Source organism: Pseudomonas capsici (assembly GCF_017165765.1).
Lineage (GTDB): Bacteria > Pseudomonadota > Gammaproteobacteria > Pseudomonadales > Pseudomonadaceae > Aquipseudomonas > Aquipseudomonas capsici.
Window position 1 is genome coordinate 350,332 of the sequence record NZ_JAFGZD010000004.1, and the last position, 20,098, is coordinate 370,429.

Here is a 20,098-nt window from a genome sequence, read left to right on the forward strand (position 1 = left end):
GATCCCGGATAATAAAGCATGACCCGCTTGACGGCTAGCGCCGTCGGAGACCCTTGTAATGTCAGACCAAGATATACGCCTTCAATCCCTGAAAGTTTGGCTCGATGAGCAGTTGCCAGCGCTCTTTGCCAGACAGCAATGGGGCGCCGTACCCCCGGCCACGTTGACTGCGGCCAGTAGTGACGCAAGTTTTCGTCGCTACTTCCGCTGGGAAGGCGGTGATAAAACTTTTATTGTCATGGATGCGCCTCCACCGCAGGAAAACTGCAAACCCTTCGTGGATATCGCTCATTTATTGGCCAGCTCGGGTATTAATGTTCCGAAAATTCATGCCGAAGACCTGACGCAGGGTTTTTTGCTGCTCAGTGATCTGGGGCGTCAGACTTATCTGGATGTCATCGATGCGGACAACGCCGATGCGTTGTTTGCCGATGCCATCGAAGCGTTGCTGACCTATCAGCAACTGCCGATGGATGCGCCATTGCCCAGCTATGACGTAGCCTTGTTGCGTCGTGAGCTGGAGCTTTTCCCCGAGTGGTATGTAAAGCGGCACCTGGGTATCGAAATGGACTCCGCGCAACTGGCCAGTTGGCAGCATGTCAGCGACCTGTTGATCGAGAGCGCCCTGGCGCAGCCCAAAGTGCTGGTGCATCGCGACTATATGCCGCGCAACCTGATGATCAGTGAGCCCAATCCGGGCGTGCTGGATTTCCAGGATGCGGTCTACGGGCCGGTCACTTATGACATTACCTGCCTGTTCAAGGATGCGTTCCTGAGCTGGCCTGAAGAGCGCGTTGCCGGTTGGCTGAACACGTACTGGAACAAGGCGCGGGCCTTGGGTATTGCCGTTCATGAAGACTTCGCCGCGTTTTCGCGGGCCAGTGATCTGATGGGTGTTCAGCGACACTTGAAGGTCATCGGGATTTTCGCGCGTATCTGTCACCGTGATGGCAAACCGCGCTATCTGGGCGATGTACCGCGCTTCTTCTCGTATATAGAGGCTGTGGTGTCGCGACGTCCCGAACTGGCAGAACTGGGGCAACTGCTGACCAGCCTGCGCCCGGCGACGTGAGGCAGGATTATTTTGAGGAAGGATCGATTGTGTTGAAGAGGCCTGCATGAAAGCGATGATTCTCGCCGCCGGTAAAGGCGAGCGGATGCGACCATTGACCTTGCACACACCAAAACCTCTGGTGCGTGCCGGTGGCGTTCCCTTGATCGAATACCACCTCAAGGCATTGCAGGAGGCCGGGTTTCACGACCTGGTCATCAACCATGCCTGGCTGGGGCAGCAGATCGAAGACTATCTTGAGGATGGTCAGCGCTGGGGCGTGAACATTCGCTACTCCCCCGAAGGCGAGCCACTGGAAACCGGTGGCGGTATCTTTCGTGCATTGCCACTGCTGGGGGATAAGCCTTTTGTTGTGGTCAATGGCGATATCTGGACCGATTACAGCTTTGCCGAACTGCGCAAGCCCCTGGCCGGGCTTGCCCATCTGCTGATGATCGATAACCCCGCGCACCATCCGACAGGCGATTTCGCCCTGGTCGACGGTTTGTTGCAGGATCCTTCCGAAGACGCACCGCGCCTGACCTACAGCGGCATTGCTGTCTTGCATCCCCGTCTGTTCGAGGGCTGCGAAGCCGGTGCGTTCAAGCTGGCTCCGTTGCTGCGTCAGGCAATGGCTCGCGGGCTGGTGACGGGGGAGCACTTCCGGGGTACCTGGATTGACGTCGGTACTCATGAGCGTCTTGGCGAAGTCGAGCGATTGCTGGCGGGGAACCGCTAGATGCTGTGGCCAGGCACACTGCTCGGCGCCGGAGCCGGATATGCCATTGCCGATATTCCGGGCGCGATGCTCGGTGCCTTGCTGGGGCAGGCGCTTGATCGCCGGTTGCAACTGCACACCTGGGCGCATGTGCGTGAGCGCCTGGGTGGACGTTCGGCGGTACGTGACGAGGATCTGCTGTTCGTGCTGCTGGGACGTCTGGCCAAAAGTGGCGGGCGGGTCATGGCCAGCCATATTCATCAGGCGCGGGCGGAAATGCGTCGCTTGAACATGGATGAGGCTGCACAGCGTCTTGCCATTGCCGCTTTCAATCGTGGCAAGGACGGTGCTGATGGATTGCGCGGTTATCTGCGCCGTCTGCGCGGTCAGTCGGATATGGCCGAGGGCCTGCTGCGGGCTTGCTGGCGCATGGCCTGGGCCGACGGCAAGGTGACCCGCATCGAGCGTGAACTGATCGGGGCCTGGGGAATGTGGCTGGGCTGGTCGGAGCTGAAAGTCGAGGCACTGGCTGCCGAGCATGACCCGATGAAGAGGCCGCCGGTCAGCAGCTCTGACGAATACAGCGGGGCGTTGTCACTGCTGGGTGTGCAGGCCGATACCGACCCGGCGAGCATCAAGCGTGCCTACCGTCGTCTGCTCAGCCGACATCATCCGGACAAGATCGCAGGTGGCGGTGCCAATACGTTGCAAGTGCGTGTTGCCACCGAAAAGACCAGCGAGCTGCACAGCGCCTACAGGGTGATCAAGGCGCGTCGCGGGTTTCGTTAAGTAGGAGGGGCCTTGGCCGCGACGACTTGCTTACAGGAAACACATTTCCAGCGCCTGAAAAGCTGGCTGTCGCGGCCAAGGCCCCTCCCACCAGTGACAGATGCCTTCACTCAGCCTCTACCCAGCCCCGGATGCGACGAAAGATCTGTTCCTGTTCGGCGTCTTCATTACCCACAATGTTGACCAGCGCAACCTGAGTAAAGCCTGCGCCCTTGGCTCGCTTGCTGGCTTGCAGGCGGGAGCTGGCTGCCTGAGGAGACTGATTCCTGTAGATGAAATCTGCGGTCTTCATTTTCAGTGTCGGCACCAGTTCCAGCAGTGAAGGCTTGGCATTGACCGGCTCCCGGGCCGCAACCATTGCGAATTTTTGCACCAGCGGAGATTGCCGTTCGTTCAGGAAGCGTGCTGCCCAATAGGCACCGCTGCTATGGCCGACCAGCACGATACTGCGTGCCTTGTTCTGCTGGGCGAAAGCGATCGCGCTTTCGATGCGGGCAAAGATGTGTTCGGCGTCTGCCTTGGCGCGCTCCTCGGCCTCTGCGGCTTTTGCGACCTCGTCACCGGCCTGCGCCTGGGTATCGGCGGCCTTGGCGGCATCATCTTTGGGCGCATCCTTGGATTTTTCTTCCGTGGCAGGTGCATCCGGCTCGCGTGGCATGAGGGCTTCGTCCTGCACGTCGGGCAGGGTGATGCTCAGCGTGGCCCAGCCGGTATCCGGAAACTTGCGACGCAGCGGGCCGACGATATCCGGCCAGTCCGCCGACTCGCCTGCACCCGGCAGCAGAATCACCGCGCCTTTCGGTTCGGCGCTGTTGGCCGGTTTCCAGAGTGCCAGGAAGCTCTCGTCACCGGCCTGCAGTTGCTGCAGATCCTGAGGCGGCAGTTGACGTTCGAGGGCGATGGCATCTTCCTGTGCCCGGGTCAGCAGCGACGCGCGTTCCACGGGGGCTTCGGCGGAGGCGGCATCCTTGGCCGGTGCAGGATCGGCAGCCACCACCGGCAGCGCACAAGGTACTATCAGCGACAGGAGCAATGCAGGAAGCGTTGCGCGAAAGGTATGGGGCATCGAATATTCCAGGCCAGAAACTATTCTGGCAGCCTAATGCGTTGATCGGTATTTGTCAGGTCCCGGGACGGTGCATGGCCACCAAACGAAAACACACGAGAATGACATGACGGGTCTTCTGCGCATCGGTTTTATCGGCTGCCTGGCTTTGCTCTTGATGGCCCAGGTGGCGAATGCACGGGCTGATGAATCAGAACCTGCCGTGCACGCATTGTTGAGTCAGGAGCAGCGCACCTGGCTGGATCAGCATGGCCCGTTGCGTGTCGGTCTGGTAATGCACGCGCCTTATGCCCAGTTCGATCAGCGTCTGCAGCAACTCTCCGGCGCCAACGTCGATTTGATGAACGCGCTGGCAGCGGCGTTGCAGGTGGAGTTGCTGTGGCGCAACTTTCCCGATCAGGCTGCGCTGGAAAAGGCCGTTGCGGCGGGGCAGGTGGACCTGGCACCCGGGTTGATGCAAACCCCGTCCGGGCTGCGCACCTGGATGTTTTCCGATCCTTATCTGCGGGTTTCGCAACTGGTGATCGGAGAGCGCGATGGCAGCTCCGGGGTGGATATGGAAAAGGTCGACGAGCGTTCGCGAGTGGTCGTGCGCATGCCGAGCCCGACTGCCGATTACCTGCGCAGCAATTACCCCCACCTGAATCTGCAAGGCGTACCTCTGGAGCGTCAGGCCCTGCAATTGTTGCTGAGTCAGCAGGCGCGCTATGCCGTGGTGGACGAAGCGCAGCTCAGCCGCCTGTTCCGCGAGCCGGAGTTCGCCGGGCTGGCCGTGGTGGGCGACATCGGCCTGCCGCAACTGCTGCGGGTGGCGACACGTCGGGACCTGCCGCAACTGGCCGCTATCGTCAGCGAAGGCTTGCATGTGATTCCGGCCAAGGAGCTGGATCAACTGCATACGCGCTGGATGCCGCTCAAATCTTCGCGGTTCAGTGAGTCGCCCGGGCTGTGGCAGAACCTCTGCCTGCTGTTGCTGGTGATGCTGCTGGCCTGTCTTGCGATTGTGCTCTGGCAACGCCGCCAGCAGCAGGCCCTGGAGCAGGAACTGTTCGATGCGCGGGAAGACATTGCCCGGCGTGTCGAAGGCGAGGAAGGTCTGCGGCTGGCGCAGTTTTCCATCGATCAGAGCACGGTGGGCATTCTCTGGGTCAACTGGGACAGCCGGGTGCGCTATGCCAACCATGCGGCAGAATCGATGCTCGGTTATGGGCCGGGCGGGGTGGTGGACCGCCCGCTGATCGATTTCGAGCCCGGTCTGCACATGGATCGCTGGCTGAACCTGTGGAAGAACGCCCGTTCGATGGAAGACAGCCCGCAGGTGTTCGAGACCAACTGCATCCGCGCCGATGGCAGCGTGTTGCCTGCCGATGTATCCCTGAGTTTTCTGCGTTTTCGCGAGGCGGAATATCTGGTGGTATTCCTCAGTGACGTCACTGAGCGTCGGCGGGTCCACGACCAGTTGCGCGAGTTGTCGGCGCACCTGGAAAGCGTCCGCGAAGAGGAAAAGGCCCGTATCGCTCGCGAGGTTCACGATGAATTGGGGCAGATGCTGACGGTGCTGAAGCTGGAAACGTCCATGTGCGAGCTGGCCTATGCCGATCTCGACCCTGGCTTGAGCGAGCGACTGAACAGTATGAAGCGTCTGATCGCTCAGCTATTCCAGTTGATCCGTGACGTCGCCACGGCCCTGCGTCCGCCGATTCTCGATGCCGGTATTGCTTCGGCTATCGAATGGCAGGCCCGGCGTTTCGAAGCCCGCACGCAGATCCCTTGTCTGGTGCAGGTGCCGGACAATCTGCCGACGCTCAGTGATGCCCGGGCCACCGGTATGTTTCGCATTCTTCAGGAGGCGCTGACCAACGTCATGCGCCACGCTCAGGCGCATACGGTCGAAGTCAGTCTGACGCTGGAAGACGATGTGATGTGCATGAGCATTGCCGATGACGGGCAGGGTTTTGTGATGCAGTCTCAGGGGCCTGTTTCGTTCGGTCTGGTGGGCATGCGCGAGCGTGTCCTGATGCTCGGCGGCAGACTGGAACTGGACAGCGAGGTCGGAGAAGGCACAACCTTGCGCGCATACATTCCGTTGGACCCCGTTGGGCAGGAGCGAGAACATTGATTCGTGTACTGGTCGCTGAAGACCACACCATCGTGCGTGAGGGCATAAAGCAGCTTATCGGCCTGGCGAAGGACCTGCTCGTCGTGGGCGAGGCCAGCAATGGCGAACAGTTGCTCGAAACCCTGCGCAACGTGCCCTGCGAAGTGGTGCTGCTGGATATTTCCATGCCGGGCGTCAACGGGCTCGAAGCGATCCCCAGGATCCGGGCGTTGAATAACCCGCCGGTGATTCTGGTGCTGTCGATGCACGACGAAGCGCAAATGGCTGCCCGCGCCCTGAAGATCGGGGCAGCAGGTTATGCCACCAAGGACAGCGATCCGGCCTTGCTGCTGACAGCCATTCGTCGGGTTGCGGCCGGTGGGCGTTATATCGATCCGGACCTGGCGGATCGCATGGTTTTCGAGGTCGGTCTGACCGACAGTCGCCCGCTGCATTCGCTGTTGTCGGAGCGCGAGTTTTCGGTCTTCGAGCGCCTGGCTCAGGGCGCCAACGTCAATGACATCGCTCAGCAACTGGCCCTGAGCAGCAAGACCATCAGTACTCACAAGGCACGCCTGATGCAGAAGATGAACCTGCACTCACTGGCGGACCTGGTGAAATATGCTATGGAGCACAAGCTGCTCTGATCCAAAAACGACAACGTACAAGCGAATTCATTCGTGAAAGGAGGTTGCACTGTAGTATCAGACAGGGCGCTTTCCCGAATGAATTCGGTCCCACGGCTACAAACCTGTAAAAAATGCCGAATCCTCACTTATCCAATCCCGCCATCCTTGTAGGGCAATCCCTACAAAGGAGCTTCCAGCCTGCTTAGGCTAATCTCTCCTTGCCCCCGATTTGCGTGTCATATGGGCTGTTCTAGTCTTGAAACACGCAGACAAAACAAAGGTGTGGGTAATGAGCGACGTCGATTCAAGCGCTGGGGCAAATGATGTTCTGGTCAGCTTTCGTGGTGTGCAGAAGAGCTACGACGGCGAAGCACTCATCGTCAAAGACCTGAACCTGGATATTCGCAAAGGCGAATTCCTCACCCTGCTCGGACCGTCGGGTTCCGGCAAGACCACCAGTCTGATGATGCTGGCCGGTTTCGAGACGCCGACCGCGGGCGAAATCCTGCTGGGCGGCCGTGCCATCAACAACGTGCCGCCGCACAAGCGCGACATCGGCATGGTGTTCCAGAACTACGCATTGTTTCCGCACATGACGGTTGCCGAGAACCTGGCGTTCCCGCTGTCGGTGCGCGGCATGAGCAAGACCGATATCGCCGAGAAGGTCAAACGCGCACTGGGCATGGTCCAGCTGGATACCTTCGCGCATCGTTATCCGGCGCAGTTGTCCGGTGGTCAGCAGCAGCGTGTGGCCCTGGCCCGTGCGCTGGTTTTCGAGCCGCAACTGGTGCTGATGGACGAGCCTCTCGGCGCTCTCGACAAGCAGTTGCGCGAACACATGCAGATGGAAATCAAGCATCTGCATCAGCGTCTGGGCGTGACGGTGGTCTATGTGACCCACGACCAGGGCGAAGCCCTGACCATGTCCGATCGGGTTGCGGTATTCCATCAGGGCGAAATCCAGCAGATCGCACCGCCCCGCACGCTTTATGAAGAACCCAGCAACACCTTCGTCGCCAACTTCATTGGCGAGAACAATCGTCTCAACGGGCGCCTGCTCAGCCAGAACGGCGACCGTTGTGTCGTCGAGCTGGAGCGGGGAGAGAAGGTCGAGGCGCTGGCAATCAATGTCGGCCAGACCGGCGAGCCGGTCACCTTGTCGATCCGTCCGGAACGCATCAGCCTCAATGGCCGTAGCGAAAGTTGTGTAAACCGTTTCTCGGGCCGTGTTGCCGAGTTCATCTATCTGGGCGACCACGTTCGTGTGCGCCTGGAAGTGGCAGGCAAGACCGACTTTTTCGTCAAGCAGCCTATCGCCGAACTGGATGCGGCCTTGAGCGTTGGCGATGTCGTGCCCCTTGGGTGGCAAGTCGAGCACGCTCGCGCGCTCGATCCCTTGCAGCAAGTGCATTGATCTATCGATAAAAGCAACAACAGAGGCGAACGATCGCCCATCCCAATCGCTTACCAACACTGCTCGTGGAGATAAGAATAAATGCTGAAATCATTGAAGTTCACCGCTATCACGTTGGGCATGATGTGCGCGTCGCAAGCCATGGCCGCCGATCTGACCGTCATTTCCTTCGGTGGCGCCAACAAGGCCGCCCAGGAAAAGGCTTTCTATGCGCCTTGGGAGAAAGCAGGCAACGGCAAGATCATCGCGGGCGAGTACAACGGTGAAATGGCCAAGATCAAGACCATGGTCGACACCAAGAGCGTTTCCTGGGATCTGGTAGAGGTCGAGTCGCCGGAACTGTCTCGCGGTTGTGACGAAGACATGTTCGAAGAGCTGGACCCTGCGCTGTTCGGCAAGGCCGAGAACTACGTACCGGGCGCGCTGACCACTTGCGGCGCGGGCTTCTTCGTGTGGTCCACCGTGTTGGCTTACAACGCCGACAAGGTCAGCACGGCTCCGACCAGTTGGGTTGATTTCTGGGACACCAAGAAATTCCCGGGCAAGCGTGGCCTGCGCAAGGGCGCCAAGTACACCCTGGAATTCGCTCTGATGGCTGACGGTGTCGCGCCGAAGGACGTCTACAAGGTACTGGCCAGCAAGGACGGTCAGGACCGTGCCTTCAAGAAGCTCGATGAGCTCAAGCCAAACATTCAATGGTGGGAAGCAGGCGCTCAGCCGCCTCAGTACCTCGCTTCCGGCGACGTGGTCATGAGCTCGGCCTACAACGGTCGTATCGCTGCCGTGCAGAAAGAGAGCAACCTGAAAGTGGTCTGGACCGGCGGCGTGTATGACTTCGACGCATGGGCCATTCCAAAGGGCTCGAAAAACGTCGAAGCGGCGAAGAAGTTCATCGCTTACGTGCTGAGCCCGGAGCAGCAGAAGACCTATTCGCAGAACATTGCCTACGGCCCGGCCAACACCCAGGCGGTTGCGCTGCTGGACAAGGAAACCCTGCAGAACATGCCGACCACTCCTGAAAACATCAAGGATCAGGTGCAGATGGACGTGACGTTCTGGACTGACAACGGCGAGTCGCTGGAGCAGCGTTTCACCGCTTGGGCAGCCAAGTAATCGCGTCAACCTGAGTTAGATCCAGGAGCGTTTCCGGTTCAGGAAACGCTCCCCTCGTTCGTAGATTTCGGAGTTCGATATGGCCACCGCCGTGCCCCTGACTGAAGGCGCCAGCCCCAACCTGAAGCAACGCCTGGCTCGTGCCGAGCGGGTCAACCGCTGGAAAGCACAGGCCCTGATCGCTCCGTTGGTCATCTTTCTGCTGCTGGTCTTTCTGGTGCCCATCGCTGCGCTGCTCTACAAGAGCGTCAGCAACCCGGAAGTCGTTGCCGCACTGCCGAGCACCGTGATTGAAGTCGATAAATGGGACGGCAAAGGGCTTCCGCCCGAGTCGGCCTACAAGGCACTGAGCCTGGACCTGGCTGAAACCCGCAAGAATTCGACCCTGGGCGAGTTGTCCAAGCGTCTGAACATGGAACTGGCCGGTTATCGCAGCCTGCTGAGCAAGACCGCTCGCGCGCTGCCCTTCAAGACCGAGCCTGCCTCTTACAAAGATGCACTGGAAGCGCTGGACGAACGTTGGGGCGATCCCGCCTATTGGCAGGCGATTCGTCGCAATACCAGCAGCCTTACCCCTTATTACCTGCTGGCGGCCGTTGACCACCGTATCGACGATGTCGGCGAAGTGGCTGTAGCAACCCCGGACCAGGCCATTTACCTGGATATCTTCACCCGCACGTTCTGGATGGGGCTGGTCATTACCTCCATCTGCCTGGTGCTGGCCTATCCGCTGGCCTACCTGCTGGCCAGCCTCCCGGCGCGCCAGAGCAACCTGCTGATGATTCTGGTTCTGTTGCCGTTCTGGACCTCGATTTTGGTGCGGGTCGCGGCCTGGATCGTGCTGTTGCAATCGAGTGGCCTGATCAACGGGGCACTGATGGCCATGGGCATCATCGACAAGCCCATCGAACTGGTCTTCAACCGGATCGGTGTCTATATCGCGATGGTGCATATCATGCTGCCGTTCATGATCCTGCCGATCTACAGCGTGATGAAAAACATTTCCCCGACCTACATGCGTGCGGCCATTTCCCTGGGCTGCCATCCGTTCACCAGTTTCTGGCGCGTGTACTTCCCGCAGACCTATGCCGGGATCGGTGCCGGTTGCCTGCTGGTCTTCATTCTGTCGATCGGCTACTACATCACCCCGGCCTTGCTGGGCAGCCCGAACGACCAGATGGTCAGCTATTTCGTGGCTTTCTATACCAACACCAGCATCAACTGGGGCATGGCGACGGCACTGGGCGGCCTGCTGCTGTTGGCGACTGTCGTGCTGTACCTGATCTATAGCTGGCTGGTCGGCGCCAGCCGCCTGCGTTTGAGCTGAGGAAGCCATCATGCTGAATTCGTATTCGTCGCCTATCGAGCGCATCTGGTATTACGCACTGCGCATTATTTGCGCACTGATCCTGTTGTTCCTGGTGTTGCCGGTGCTGGTCATCGTGCCGCTGTCGTTCAACTCGGGCAGCTTTCTGGTCTATCCGCTGCAAGGCTTTTCATTGCAGTGGTATCAGGACTTCTTCGGCTCCGCCGAGTGGATGCGCTCGCTGAAGAACAGCATGATCGTTGCTCCGGCTTCCACGCTGCTGGCGATGATCTTCGGCACCCTGGCCGCCATCGGCCTGACCCGTGGCGACTTCCCCGGCAAGCCGCTGGTCATGGCGCTGGTGATCTCGCCGATGGTCGTACCGATGGTGATTGTCGGTGTCGCCAGCTATCTGTTCTTTGCACCGCTGGGACTGGGCAACAGCTACACCTCGCTGATCCTGGTTCACGCGGTGCTGGGCGTGCCGTTCGTGATCATCACTGTTTCGGCCACCTTGCAGGGCTTCAATTACAACCTGGTGCGCGCCGCCGCCAACCTCGGCGCTTCGCCGCTGACGGCGTTCCGTCGGGTGACCCTGCCGCTGATCGCGCCGGGCGTGATCTCCGGTGCGCTGTTCGCCTTCGCCACCTCGTTCGATGAAGTGGTGGTCACTCTCTTCCTCGCCGGCCCCGAACAAGCGACCCTGCCGCGCCAGATGTTCAGCGGCATCCGCGAAAACCTCAGCCCGACCATCGCCGCCGCCGCGACCTTGCTGATCGCCTTCTCGGTAGCCTTGCTGCTGGTGCTGGAATGGTTGCGCGGGCGCAGCGAGAAATTGAGGACTAAGGCGGAATAGGGGAGAGCGGCAAGCTTCAAGCTGTAAGCCTCAAGTCAAAAGCTTGTAGCTTGTAGCTTGTAGCTTGTAGCTTGTAGCTTGTAGCTTGTAGCTTGCAGCTTCTCCTCTTGTTCCCCCTTCGCTTACAATGCGCGCCACCGTGATTCCGCTCAAACAGGTGCGCCATGCAGCCCTTCGTTATTGCCCCATCGATCCTTTCCGCCGACTTCGCCCGTCTGGGCGAGGACGTCGACTCTGTACTGGCCGCTGGCGCCGACTTCGTTCACTTCGATGTCATGGACAATCACTATGTCCCGAACCTGACCATCGGTCCGATGGTGTGCAGCGCGCTGCGCAAATACGGCGTCACTGCACCCATCGACGTGCATCTGATGGTCAGCCCTGTGGACCGCATCATCGGCGATTTCATTGAAGCCGGTGCCACCTACATCACCTTCCATCCTGAAGCGACCCAGCATATCGACCGCTCGTTGCAACTGATCCGCGAGGGCGGCTGCAAGTCGGGTCTGGTGTTCAACCCGGCCACGCCCCTGAACCTGCTGGAGTACGTCATGGACAAGGTCGACATGATCCTGCTCATGAGCGTCAACCCGGGCTTTGGCGGTCAGAAGTTCATTCCCGGTACGCTGAACAAGCTGCGCGAAGCGCGGGCCTTGATCGATGCTTCAGGGCGTGACATCCGTCTGGAAATCGATGGTGGCGTCAACGTCGCAAACATCCGTGAGATCGCGGCTGCAGGCGCGGATACCTTTGTTGCCGGCTCGGCCATCTTCAATGCCCCCGACTACAAGGAAGTGATCGAGAAAATGCGCAACGAACTGGCGTCAGCCCGCGCATGAGCGGCTTCGAGCAACTGTTTGCGGGCAAGCTGCCCAGGCTGATCATGTTCGATCTCGACGGGACCCTGGTAGATTCCGGGCCCGATCTGGCCGTGGCCGTTGACAAGATGCTGCTCGAACTCGGTCGCCCGCCTGCTGGCCTCGAGTCGGTCCGGCAATGGATCGGCAATGGTGCGCCGGTACTGGTGCGTCGTGCGCTGGCCAATGACATCGACCACAGTGGCGTCGACGACGCCCTGGCCGAGCAGGCGCTGGAAATCTTCATGCAGGCTTATGCCGAAAAACACGAATTCACCGTGGTCTATCCCGGCGTTCGTGAAACCCTGAAGTGGTTGCAGAAGATGGGGGTCGAAATGGCCCTTATCACCAACAAGCCGGAGCGCTTCGTCGCTCCGCTGCTGGATGAAATGAAGCTTGGGCGTTTCTTCCGCTGGATCATTGGTGGCGACACCATGCCACAGAAGAAACCGGACCCTGCGGCCCTGTTCTTTGTGATGAAAATGACCGGTATTCCTGCGTCCCAGTCGCTGTTCGTCGGCGATTCACGTTCCGACGTGCTGGCGGCCAGGGCGGCTGGCGTGGCCTGTGTCGGCCTGACCTATGGCTACAACCATGGCAGGCCCATCGCTGAGGAATCCCCGGCGCTGGTGATCGATGATCTGCGCAAGCTGATTCCCGGTTGCCTGGATCAGGACGCTGAGATACTGTTGCCCGATATTCAACGCCCCTCCCTCAGAGAATCCATCGTGGTGGTCACTCGCAAACTCTGGATGAAAGTCATCAAGGCCCTGGCCCGTTGGCGTTGGCGCGCCTGACTTGATCCCGGCCGCCTGTGCGGCACGTTTGCCTGACTGACCGTTTTTATCCTCAAACCACGAGGCTGTTCATGAACCGTGAAGAATTCCTGCGTTTGGCTGCTGCCGGCTATAACCGCATCCCGCTTGCCCACGAAACCCTGGCCGACTTCGACACGCCGCTGTCGATCTACCTGAAACTGGCCGATCAGCCGAACTCCTACCTGCTGGAGTCGGTACAGGGCGGCGAGAAATGGGGGCGCTACTCGATCATCGGCCTGCCTTGCAGTACCGTGATGCGTGTTCATGGCCATCATGTCAGCGTGACCCATGAGGGCGTGGAAGTCGAAAGTCATGACGTCGAAGACCCGCTGGCCTTCGTCGAAGAGTTCAAGGCGCGCTACAACGTTCCGACCATTGCCGGTCTGCCACGCTTCAATGGTGGTCTGGTGGGCTACTTCGGTTATGACTGTGTGCGCTATGTGGAAAAACGTCTGGCCAACTGCCCGAATCCGGACCCGCTGGGTGTGCCGGATATCCTGCTGATGGTGTCCGATGCGGTCGTGGTATTCGATAACCTGGCGGGCAAGATGCACGCCATCGTATTGATCGACCCGGCCCAGGAGGATGCTTATGAAAGCGGTCGGGCGCGTCTCGATGAACTGATGGACAAACTCCGTCAGCCGATCACGCCGCGTCGTGGTCTGGCACTGGACAGGCCGCCAGCCGCCGAGCCGGTGTTCCGCTCCAGCTTCACCCAGAACGATTACGAAAAGGCTGTCGACACCATCAAGCAATATATCCTGGCCGGGGATGTGATGCAGGTCGTGCCGTCGCAACGCATGTCCATCGACTTCAAGGCCGCGCCTATCGACCTGTACCGGGCGCTGCGCTGCTTCAACCCGACGCCTTACATGTACTTCTTCAACTTCGGTGACTTCCATGTGGTCGGCAGTTCGCCGGAAGTGCTGGTGCGGGTCGAGGACAATCTGGTGACCGTCCGCCCGATTGCCGGTACACGCCCGCGTGGAGCGACCGAAGAGGCCGACCGCGCTCTGGAAGAGGATCTGCTGTCCGACGACAAGGAAATCGCCGAGCACCTGATGCTGATCGATCTTGGTCGTAACGACACGGGCCGCGTCTCGGAAATCGGCTCGGTCAAGCTGACCGAGAAGATGGTCATCGAGCGTTATTCCAACGTGATGCACATCGTTTCCAACGTCACCGGTCAGCTGAAGAGCGGGCTGACGGCCATGGACGCCCTGCGCGCCATCCTGCCGGCTGGCACCTTGTCCGGTGCGCCCAAGATCCGCGCCATGGAAATCATCGACGAGCTGGAGCCCGTGAAGCGTGGCGTCTATGGCGGTGCGGTGGGTTACATGGCCTGGAACGGCAATATGGACACTGCGATTGCCATTCGTACTGCGGTCATCAAGAACGGCGAACTGCATGTGCAGGCGGGCGGCGGTATCGTTGCCGACTCGGTGCCGGCGCTGGAGTGGGAAGAAACCATCAACAAGCGCCGGGCGATGTTCCGGGCCGTTGCTCTGGCCGAGCAGACGGCAGGGGGGTGAGCTTCAGGCGGTAAGCTACAGGCTTGAAGTGAAACGCGGTGTCTGCCTTGAGGCGGCACCGCGTTTTTGTTCATGCAGCCCGGGCTTCTTCCAGGGCTTCGGCGGACAGTTGCTGGTTGTGGCGGTTGGCGTAGTTCTCGGCCATGACCGAGCAGACGATCAACTGCATGGGGTGGTAGATCATGATCGGCAGCAGGATCAGGCCAAGACCCGGATTGGCACCGAAGATCAAGGCTGCCATGGGCGCACCGGCGGCCAGGGATTTCTTGGTGGCGCAGAACACGGCCGCGACGCGGTCGCCATGATCGAACTTCAAGGCGCGCGCGGTGCGTGTGGTCATGAACAGAATCACGGCCAGCAGCACGGCGGTGCCGATAAAGGCGGTCAGAATCACGCTGTTGCCCTGGGCCTGCCACATGCCCGAAATCATCGAGTTGCAGAACGCGGCATACACCAGCAACAGAATCACGATCTTGTCGATCAGGTTGGTGTACTTCTTGTGCCGGGCAAAGAACTTGCCCACCAGCGGACGCAGTAACTGGCCGATGATCAGAGGCAGCAGCAACATGCCGCACAGATCCAGCAGCGTCGAACCCAGATCGATACCGCCAGAGCCGGTGCCCACTACCAGGCTGACCAGCCAGGGCGTGATGAAAATCCCCAGCACGCTGGACAGGCTGGCGTTGAGAATTGCCGCCGGTACGTTGCCTTTGGCGCTGCCGGTCAGTGCGACCGACGACGAAATGGTGGAGGGCAGGGCGCACAGGTAGAGGAAGCCCAGCATCAACAGGGCAGGCACATACGCGCTCAGCAGCTTGTTGCCGATCAGCCAGAGAACCGGGAACACCACAAAGGTGAAGGCCTGGATCATGATGTGCAGGCGCCAGTTCCTGAGGCCGTTCCTGATCTGCTCGCTGGACAGGTTGACGCCATGCAGGAAGAACACCACGAATACGCCGACATTGATGACGTATTCGGCATGCATGCCACCGCCCGTGGCGCCGAAGTGCGGGAAGAAGTAGGCCAGAACCGTCGCCAGGACCATTCCACAGAGGAACCAGTCGGTCACGACGCGCTTGAGGTGTTTGAGTGCTTGCATGGGATGGCTCGCGCATTCTTTGTCAAAGTGAATGTCCGCAGGCTACTCTGTTGCCTTGTAGCCGTCTTGCGACATAAGGCCATTAGATGCCGACTAACGGACAAATCACTTCTCATCCTTCTACCGGCGAGCGGCAGATACCGGTCCTGCAGGATTTGCCGCGTCCGCTGTATGCCCGTGCCGAAAGCCTGATTGCCGGGTCATGGACGCCGCCCCATCGTCATGACTGGGTGCAGTTTTCCTATGCAATCAGTGGCGTGTTGGGCGTGCATACCGCAGAGGGCAGCTTCTTCGCGCCGCCGCAGTGGGGCGTGTGGATTCCTGCCGGGCTTGAGCATCAGGTGGTGACTTCCATGCAGGCCGAGATGCGCAGCCTGTATGTACGAACCCAGGATTCCGGTTGGGCACCGCAGCGTTGCCGGGTGCTGGAAGTGACGCCTCTGGCCCGGGAACTGATCAAGACGTTCTGCCTGCTGCCTGTGACTTACCCGGAGGATGACAGCCCTGAGGCGCGGCTGGTCCAGGTGCTGCTGGACCAGTTGGCGCAACTGCCGGAAGTGGGGTTTTCCCTGCCGTTGCCTCGGCACCCGCGGCTACTGGGCCTGTGCAATGAGCTGATCGAAAACCCTGCCCGATTGATCACGCTGCATGACTGGGCCGCACGCCTCGGCACTTCGGAGAAGACCCTGATGCGCCTGTTTCAGCGCGAAACCGGCCTGAGCTTTCGAGGCTGGCGTCAGCGGGCGAGGCTATTGTCGTCGCTCAGCGCACTGGAAGACGGCGACAGCGTGACCAACACGGCCCTGGCCTGTGGCTATGATTCCACTTCAGCTTTTATTGCGGCTTTCAAAGGGCTGTTCGGCTACACGCCTGGGGAACTGTTCAAGTAGATTTCGGCATGAAACAACGCCTGATTGCTGCCTTTTCCTACAGCAAGAGTTTTTGAGTTCGTAATATCTTTCATCTCTTATGCGGCACGAAAGGTGCTTGAATCAAGGAGTTGAGGCCGTTTTCCACGAAAACTATTCAATCCCGACAGCCATTACCCCTACTCGCTGGCGGAGGATTGCCGTATAACGGCAACAATCGCGTATCTGGCAACAAAGGACCCACAATAAAAGCTGATGAAAACTCCTAAACGCATTGAACCCCTGATCGAAGACGGTCTGGTCGACGAGGTGCTGCGCCCGCTCATGAGCGGGAAAGAGGCAGCTGTTTATGTGGTGCGCTGTGGCAAGGAGCTGCGGTGTGCCAAGGTTTACAAGGAGGCGAACAAACGCAGTTTCCGTCAGGCGGCCGAGTATCAGGAAGGCCGCAAGGTACGCAACAGCCGGCAGGCCCGGGCCATGGCCAAGGGTTCCAAGTTCGGTCGTAAAGAAGCAGAAGACGCATGGCAGAACGCCGAGGTGGCGGCCTTGTTCCGCCTGGCCAGTGCCGGTGTCAGGGTCCCCAAGCCTTTCGATTTTCTGGAAGGCGTGCTGCTCATGGAGCTGGTGGCCGACGAGTACGGCGATGCGGCACCGCGTCTGAACGATGTGGTCCTGGAGCCGGATCAGGCACGTGAATACCACGCCTTCCTGATCGAGCAGATCGTGCTGATGCTGTGTGCCGGTCTGGTGCACGGTGACCTGTCCGAGTTCAACGTGCTGCTGGGGCCGAGCGGGCCGGTGATCATCGACTTGCCTCAGGCGGTGGATGCGGCTGGCAACAACCACGCCTTCAGCATGCTGGAGCGGGATGTGGGCAACATGGCTTCCTACTTCGGACGCTTTGCGCCGGAGCTCAAGGCCACCCGATATGCCAAGGAAATGTGGTCGCATTACGAGGCCGGCACGTTGTCACCGTCCACGGTGCTGACAGGCCAGTTCAAGGACTCGGAGCAGGCAGCTGACGTCAGGGGTGTGCTGCGCGAGATCGAAGCGGCGCGTCTGGATGAAGCCCGTCGTCAGGCTGCCCGTGCCGCCGACGATGCGCCACCGGGCAAACCCAACGAAGAACCGCCACCGCCCTGGATGCAGTAATACACAAGTGGGAAGCAGCTTGCTGGCGACGGATCACTGACAGCATGTTGAATAGATACTGGCTTCACTATCTGTCGCCAGCAAGCTGCCTCCCACGGATTGTTTTTCAGCCACAGCAGCCGCCCGAAGCCAGATCCTTGAGGATCGGGCAATCGGGGCGGTCGTCGCCGTGGCAGTGTTCCACCAGTTCCTGCAGGGTATCGCGCAGGCTCGCCAGTTCCTCGATCTTCTGATTCAGCTCGACGATATGCTTGTGGGCCAGCGCCTTCACATCGGCACTGGCACGCTGACGATCCTGCCAGAGGGTCAGCAGCCTGCCGACTTCCTCCAGCGAAAACCCCAGATCCCGCGAGCGCTTGATGAAGGCCAGAGTGTGCAGGTCCTCTGCGCTGTACAGCCGGTAGCCACTGTCGCTGCGGGTGGCTGCCTGCAACAGGCCGATGGACTCGTAATAGCGAATCATCTTGGCACTCAGACCGCTTTTGCTGGCCGCCTGGCCGATGTTCATTGTGCGTCTCCCACGTCATCCGGTTTCCAGGTCTTCAACAGCAGGGCGTTGCTCACCACGCTGACGCTGGACAAGGCCATGGCGGCGCCTGCCAGTACCGGGTTGAGATAGCCCAGGGCTGCCAGCGGAATACCGATCAGGTTATAGACAAAGGCCCAGAACAGATTCTGGCGGATCTTGGCGTAGGTCTTGCGGCTGATTTCCAGTGCCGCGGGCACCAGGCGCGGATCGCCGCGCATCAGGGTGATGCCGGCGGCATGCATCGCCACATCGGTACCGCCACCCATGGCGATGCCAATATCGGCTGCCGCCAAGGCAGGGGCATCGTTGATGCCGTCACCGACCATCGCCACCACATGATCCCTTTTCAGAACTTCCACGATCGAGGCTTTTTCGTCGGGCAGCACTTCGGCGTGCACATTGCGGATACCCAGCGCCTCGGCGACCGCTCTGGCGCTGCCGGGATTGTCGCCAGTCAGCAAGTGGCAACCGATGCCCCGTGCGCTCAGTTGCTGCATGGCCTGTTCCGCGCCGGGCTTGAGGGTGTCGCCAAACGCGAACATGCCCAGCACCACCGGTTGAGGCCCCAGCTCGATCAGCCAGGACAGGGTTCTGCCTTCGGCTTCCCAGGTTCTGGCGGACTCGGCCAGTTCGCCCATCTGCAAGTTGTTTTCTTCCAGCAGACGCCGGTTGCCCAGTGCCAGTTGATGCCCTTCGACGTCACCGGCGATGCCGCGCCCGGTGAGGGCCTGGCTGTGTTCGGTGCTGTCCAGTTTCAGTTGCCACTCGCGACACACATCCAGCACCGCCTTGGCCAGCGGATGTTCGCTGCCGCGTTGCAGGGCTCCTGCCCGTTCCAGCAATTGTTCTTCGTTGCCTTCCACGGCAATCATGTTGGTGATCCGTGGTGTGCCGCAGGTCAGGGTGCCGGTCTTGTCGAACACCACGGCATTCACTTCATGGGCGCGCTCCAGTGCTTCGGCGTCCTTGATCAGAATGCCGTAGCGCGCAGCCACACCCGTTCCGGCCATGATCGCGGCGGGTGTGGCCAGGCCAAGGGCGCAAGGGCAGGCGATGACCAGCACCGCGACGGCATTGATCAGGGCGACTTCCAGCGATGCCCCGGCCAGCATCCAGCCTGTCAGGGTAAAAAGCGCGATGACCAGCACCGCAGGCACGAATACCTGGCTGACCTTATCCACCAGTCTCTGGATCGGTGCCTTTCCCGCCTGAGCATCCTCGACCAGCTTGATAATGCGCGCCAGCACGGTCTGGGTGCCCAGGGCCGTGGTTCTGATCAGTAACCGGCCTTCGCCGTTGATGGCACCGCCGGTGACGTTGTCGCCGGGCTGTTTGACCACCGGCAGGCTCTCGCCGCTGATCAGGGCTTCATCGGCATGACTGCGACCTTCCATGACCTGACCGTCCACCGGGAAGCGTTCACCGGGTTTGACCAGCACCAGATCATCGAGTCGCAAGGCGCTGATGGCGACATCGTGTTCCTCGCCATCGATCACTTGCAGGGCGCGCTCCGGGCGCAAGGCTTCCAGGGCGCGGATGGCGCTGGCAGTCTGGCGCTTGGCGCGGCTTTCCAGATATTTGCCCAGCAGCACCAGGGCGATGACCACGGCCGAGGCCTCGAAATACAGATGCGGCATCTTGCCGGGTGTGGCGGTGATCCATTGGTAGAGGCTCAGGCCGTATCCGGCACTGGTGCCGATGGCAACCAGCAGGTCCATATTGCCAGCGCCCGCCCGCACGGCTTTCCAGGCGGCGATATAAAAGCGTGCGCCGAGAATGAATTGCACAGGGGTAGCCAGTGCGACCTGAATCCAGGCGGGCAACATCCAGTGCACGCCAAAAGGGCTCAGCAACATGGGCGCAACCAGTGGCAGTGCCAGGACCAGCGCCAGTATCAAGGCCCAGCGTTCGCGGTTCAGATGACGGATCCTGCCTGCGGCATCGGCCTGCTCGTTCTGCAGCAGGGTCGCGCCATAGCCTGCCTGGCTGACGGCGGCGATCAACGTCTGCGGGTCGGTTCCGTTATCGGTTTGTACATGGGCGCGTTCACTGGCCAGATTGACCGTGACGCTGGTGACCCCGGGGACTTTGGCCAGGGCACGCTCGACCCGACCTGCGCAGCTTGCGCAGGTCATGCCGGTGATCGGCAGGTCGAAGGTGGTGGGTTCTTGCATCTTTTCACTCCCTGAAGGCTTGATGCCT

At 60.3% G+C, this 20,098-nt stretch carries 18 protein-coding genes; 14 read left to right on the forward strand and 4 right to left on the reverse strand.

Annotation, left to right across the window (positions count from 1 at the left end):
• The first annotated feature begins 58 nt into the window (after nucleotides 1-58).
• From JSY17_RS07965 to JSY17_RS07975, 3 genes are read left to right on the forward strand one after another with little or no spacing between them, the layout of a single operon-like run.
• Nucleotides 59-1,072 (forward strand): aminoglycoside phosphotransferase family protein, encoded by a 1,014-nt coding sequence (locus tag JSY17_RS07965; RefSeq protein WP_122371496.1) that lies wholly within the window; start codon nucleotides 59-61, stop codon nucleotides 1,070-1,072.
• A gap of 46 nt (nucleotides 1,073-1,118) precedes the next feature.
• Nucleotides 1,119-1,790 (forward strand): N-acetylmuramate alpha-1-phosphate uridylyltransferase MurU, encoded by a 672-nt coding sequence (gene murU / locus JSY17_RS07970; protein WP_206401468.1) that lies wholly within the window; start codon nucleotides 1,119-1,121, stop codon nucleotides 1,788-1,790.
• A complete protein-coding gene (locus JSY17_RS07975; protein ID WP_117166865.1) occupies nucleotides 1,791-2,558 on the forward strand; it encodes a TerB family tellurite resistance protein in 768 nt (255 codons plus the stop codon).
• Between the two features lie 106 nt (nucleotides 2,559-2,664).
• Here JSY17_RS07975 and JSY17_RS07980 read toward each other — a convergent pair whose 3' ends face one another.
• Nucleotides 2,665-3,624 carry an alpha/beta hydrolase family protein gene (locus JSY17_RS07980; protein WP_206401467.1) on the reverse strand — a complete coding sequence of 320 codons (960 nt, stop codon included), beginning with the start codon at nucleotides 3,622-3,624 and terminating at the stop codon, nucleotides 2,665-2,667.
• Nucleotides 3,625-3,730: 106 nt separating this feature from the next.
• Between JSY17_RS07980 and JSY17_RS07985 the strand changes: the two genes are divergently transcribed.
• The 9 genes from JSY17_RS07985 to trpE all read left to right on the forward strand — a co-directional run bounded on the left by JSY17_RS07985 (nucleotide 3,731) and on the right by trpE (nucleotide 14,247).
• Entirely contained in the window at nucleotides 3,731-5,743 is a 2,013-nt protein-coding gene (locus JSY17_RS07985) for a sensor histidine kinase (RefSeq protein ID WP_206401466.1), read from the forward strand.
• The gene (locus JSY17_RS07990) at nucleotides 5,740-6,369 is read left to right on the forward strand and encodes a response regulator (RefSeq protein WP_117166868.1); all 630 of its coding nucleotides are present in this window, start codon (nucleotides 5,740-5,742) and stop codon (nucleotides 6,367-6,369) included. The genes JSY17_RS07985 and JSY17_RS07990 overlap by 4 nt, the downstream gene beginning before the upstream one ends.
• A 271-nt stretch (nucleotides 6,370-6,640) precedes the next feature.
• The gene (locus JSY17_RS07995) at nucleotides 6,641-7,765 is read left to right on the forward strand and encodes an ABC transporter ATP-binding protein (protein ID WP_117186643.1); all 1,125 of its coding nucleotides are present in this window, start codon (nucleotides 6,641-6,643) and stop codon (nucleotides 7,763-7,765) included.
• Between the two features lie 81 nt (nucleotides 7,766-7,846).
• Nucleotides 7,847-8,878 carry a polyamine ABC transporter substrate-binding protein gene (locus JSY17_RS08000; protein ID WP_117166870.1) on the forward strand — a complete coding sequence of 344 codons (1,032 nt, stop codon included), beginning with the start codon at nucleotides 7,847-7,849 and terminating at the stop codon, nucleotides 8,876-8,878.
• A gap of 79 nt (nucleotides 8,879-8,957) precedes the next feature.
• Nucleotides 8,958-10,205: an ABC transporter permease gene (locus JSY17_RS08005; protein WP_117166871.1), complete on the forward strand. Its 1,248-nt coding sequence runs from the start codon at nucleotides 8,958-8,960 to the stop codon at nucleotides 10,203-10,205.
• A 10-nt stretch (nucleotides 10,206-10,215) separates the two neighbouring features.
• Nucleotides 10,216-11,040, forward strand: a complete 825-nt coding sequence (locus JSY17_RS08010; protein ID WP_117166872.1) for an ABC transporter permease — start codon at nucleotides 10,216-10,218, stop codon at nucleotides 11,038-11,040.
• Between the two features lie 164 nt (nucleotides 11,041-11,204).
• Nucleotides 11,205-11,879 carry a ribulose-phosphate 3-epimerase gene (rpe, locus tag JSY17_RS08015; protein WP_117166873.1) on the forward strand — a complete coding sequence of 225 codons (675 nt, stop codon included), beginning with the start codon at nucleotides 11,205-11,207 and terminating at the stop codon, nucleotides 11,877-11,879.
• Entirely contained in the window at nucleotides 11,876-12,694 is an 819-nt protein-coding gene (locus JSY17_RS08020) for a phosphoglycolate phosphatase (protein ID WP_117181546.1), read from the forward strand. The genes rpe and JSY17_RS08020 overlap by 4 nt, the downstream gene beginning before the upstream one ends.
• Nucleotides 12,695-12,765: 71 nt before the next feature.
• Nucleotides 12,766-14,247: an anthranilate synthase component I gene (gene trpE, locus JSY17_RS08025; protein ID WP_206401463.1), complete on the forward strand. Its 1,482-nt coding sequence runs from the start codon at nucleotides 12,766-12,768 to the stop codon at nucleotides 14,245-14,247.
• A gap of 70 nt (nucleotides 14,248-14,317) precedes the next feature.
• Here trpE and JSY17_RS08030 read toward each other — a convergent pair whose 3' ends face one another.
• Nucleotides 14,318-15,346, reverse strand: coding sequence for a bile acid:sodium symporter family protein (locus tag JSY17_RS08030; RefSeq protein ID WP_201015180.1), 1,029 nt, complete (start codon nucleotides 15,344-15,346; stop codon nucleotides 14,318-14,320).
• A gap of 86 nt (nucleotides 15,347-15,432) precedes the next feature.
• Here JSY17_RS08030 and JSY17_RS08035 point away from each other — a divergent pair, with 86 nt between their 5' ends.
• Together JSY17_RS08035 and JSY17_RS08040 are read left to right on the forward strand one after the other, a co-directional pair.
• Nucleotides 15,433-16,236: an AraC family transcriptional regulator gene (locus tag JSY17_RS08035; protein ID WP_117186639.1), complete on the forward strand. Its 804-nt coding sequence runs from the start codon at nucleotides 15,433-15,435 to the stop codon at nucleotides 16,234-16,236.
• Between the two features lie 234 nt (nucleotides 16,237-16,470).
• Nucleotides 16,471-17,367, forward strand: a complete 897-nt coding sequence (locus JSY17_RS08040; protein ID WP_117181538.1) for a PA4780 family RIO1-like protein kinase — start codon at nucleotides 16,471-16,473, stop codon at nucleotides 17,365-17,367.
• A 106-nt stretch (nucleotides 17,368-17,473) separates the two neighbouring features.
• Here the strand turns inward: JSY17_RS08040 and cueR are convergent, their stop codons facing one another.
• Together cueR and JSY17_RS08050 are read right to left on the reverse strand one after the other, a co-directional pair.
• Entirely contained in the window at nucleotides 17,474-17,875 is a 402-nt protein-coding gene (cueR, locus tag JSY17_RS08045; RefSeq protein ID WP_117181536.1) for a Cu(I)-responsive transcriptional regulator, read from the reverse strand.
• Nucleotides 17,872-20,070, reverse strand: coding sequence for a heavy metal translocating P-type ATPase (locus JSY17_RS08050; RefSeq protein WP_206401458.1), 2,199 nt, complete (start codon nucleotides 20,068-20,070; stop codon nucleotides 17,872-17,874). The genes cueR and JSY17_RS08050 overlap by 4 nt, the downstream gene beginning before the upstream one ends.
• Nucleotides 20,071-20,098 lie beyond the last annotated feature (28 nt).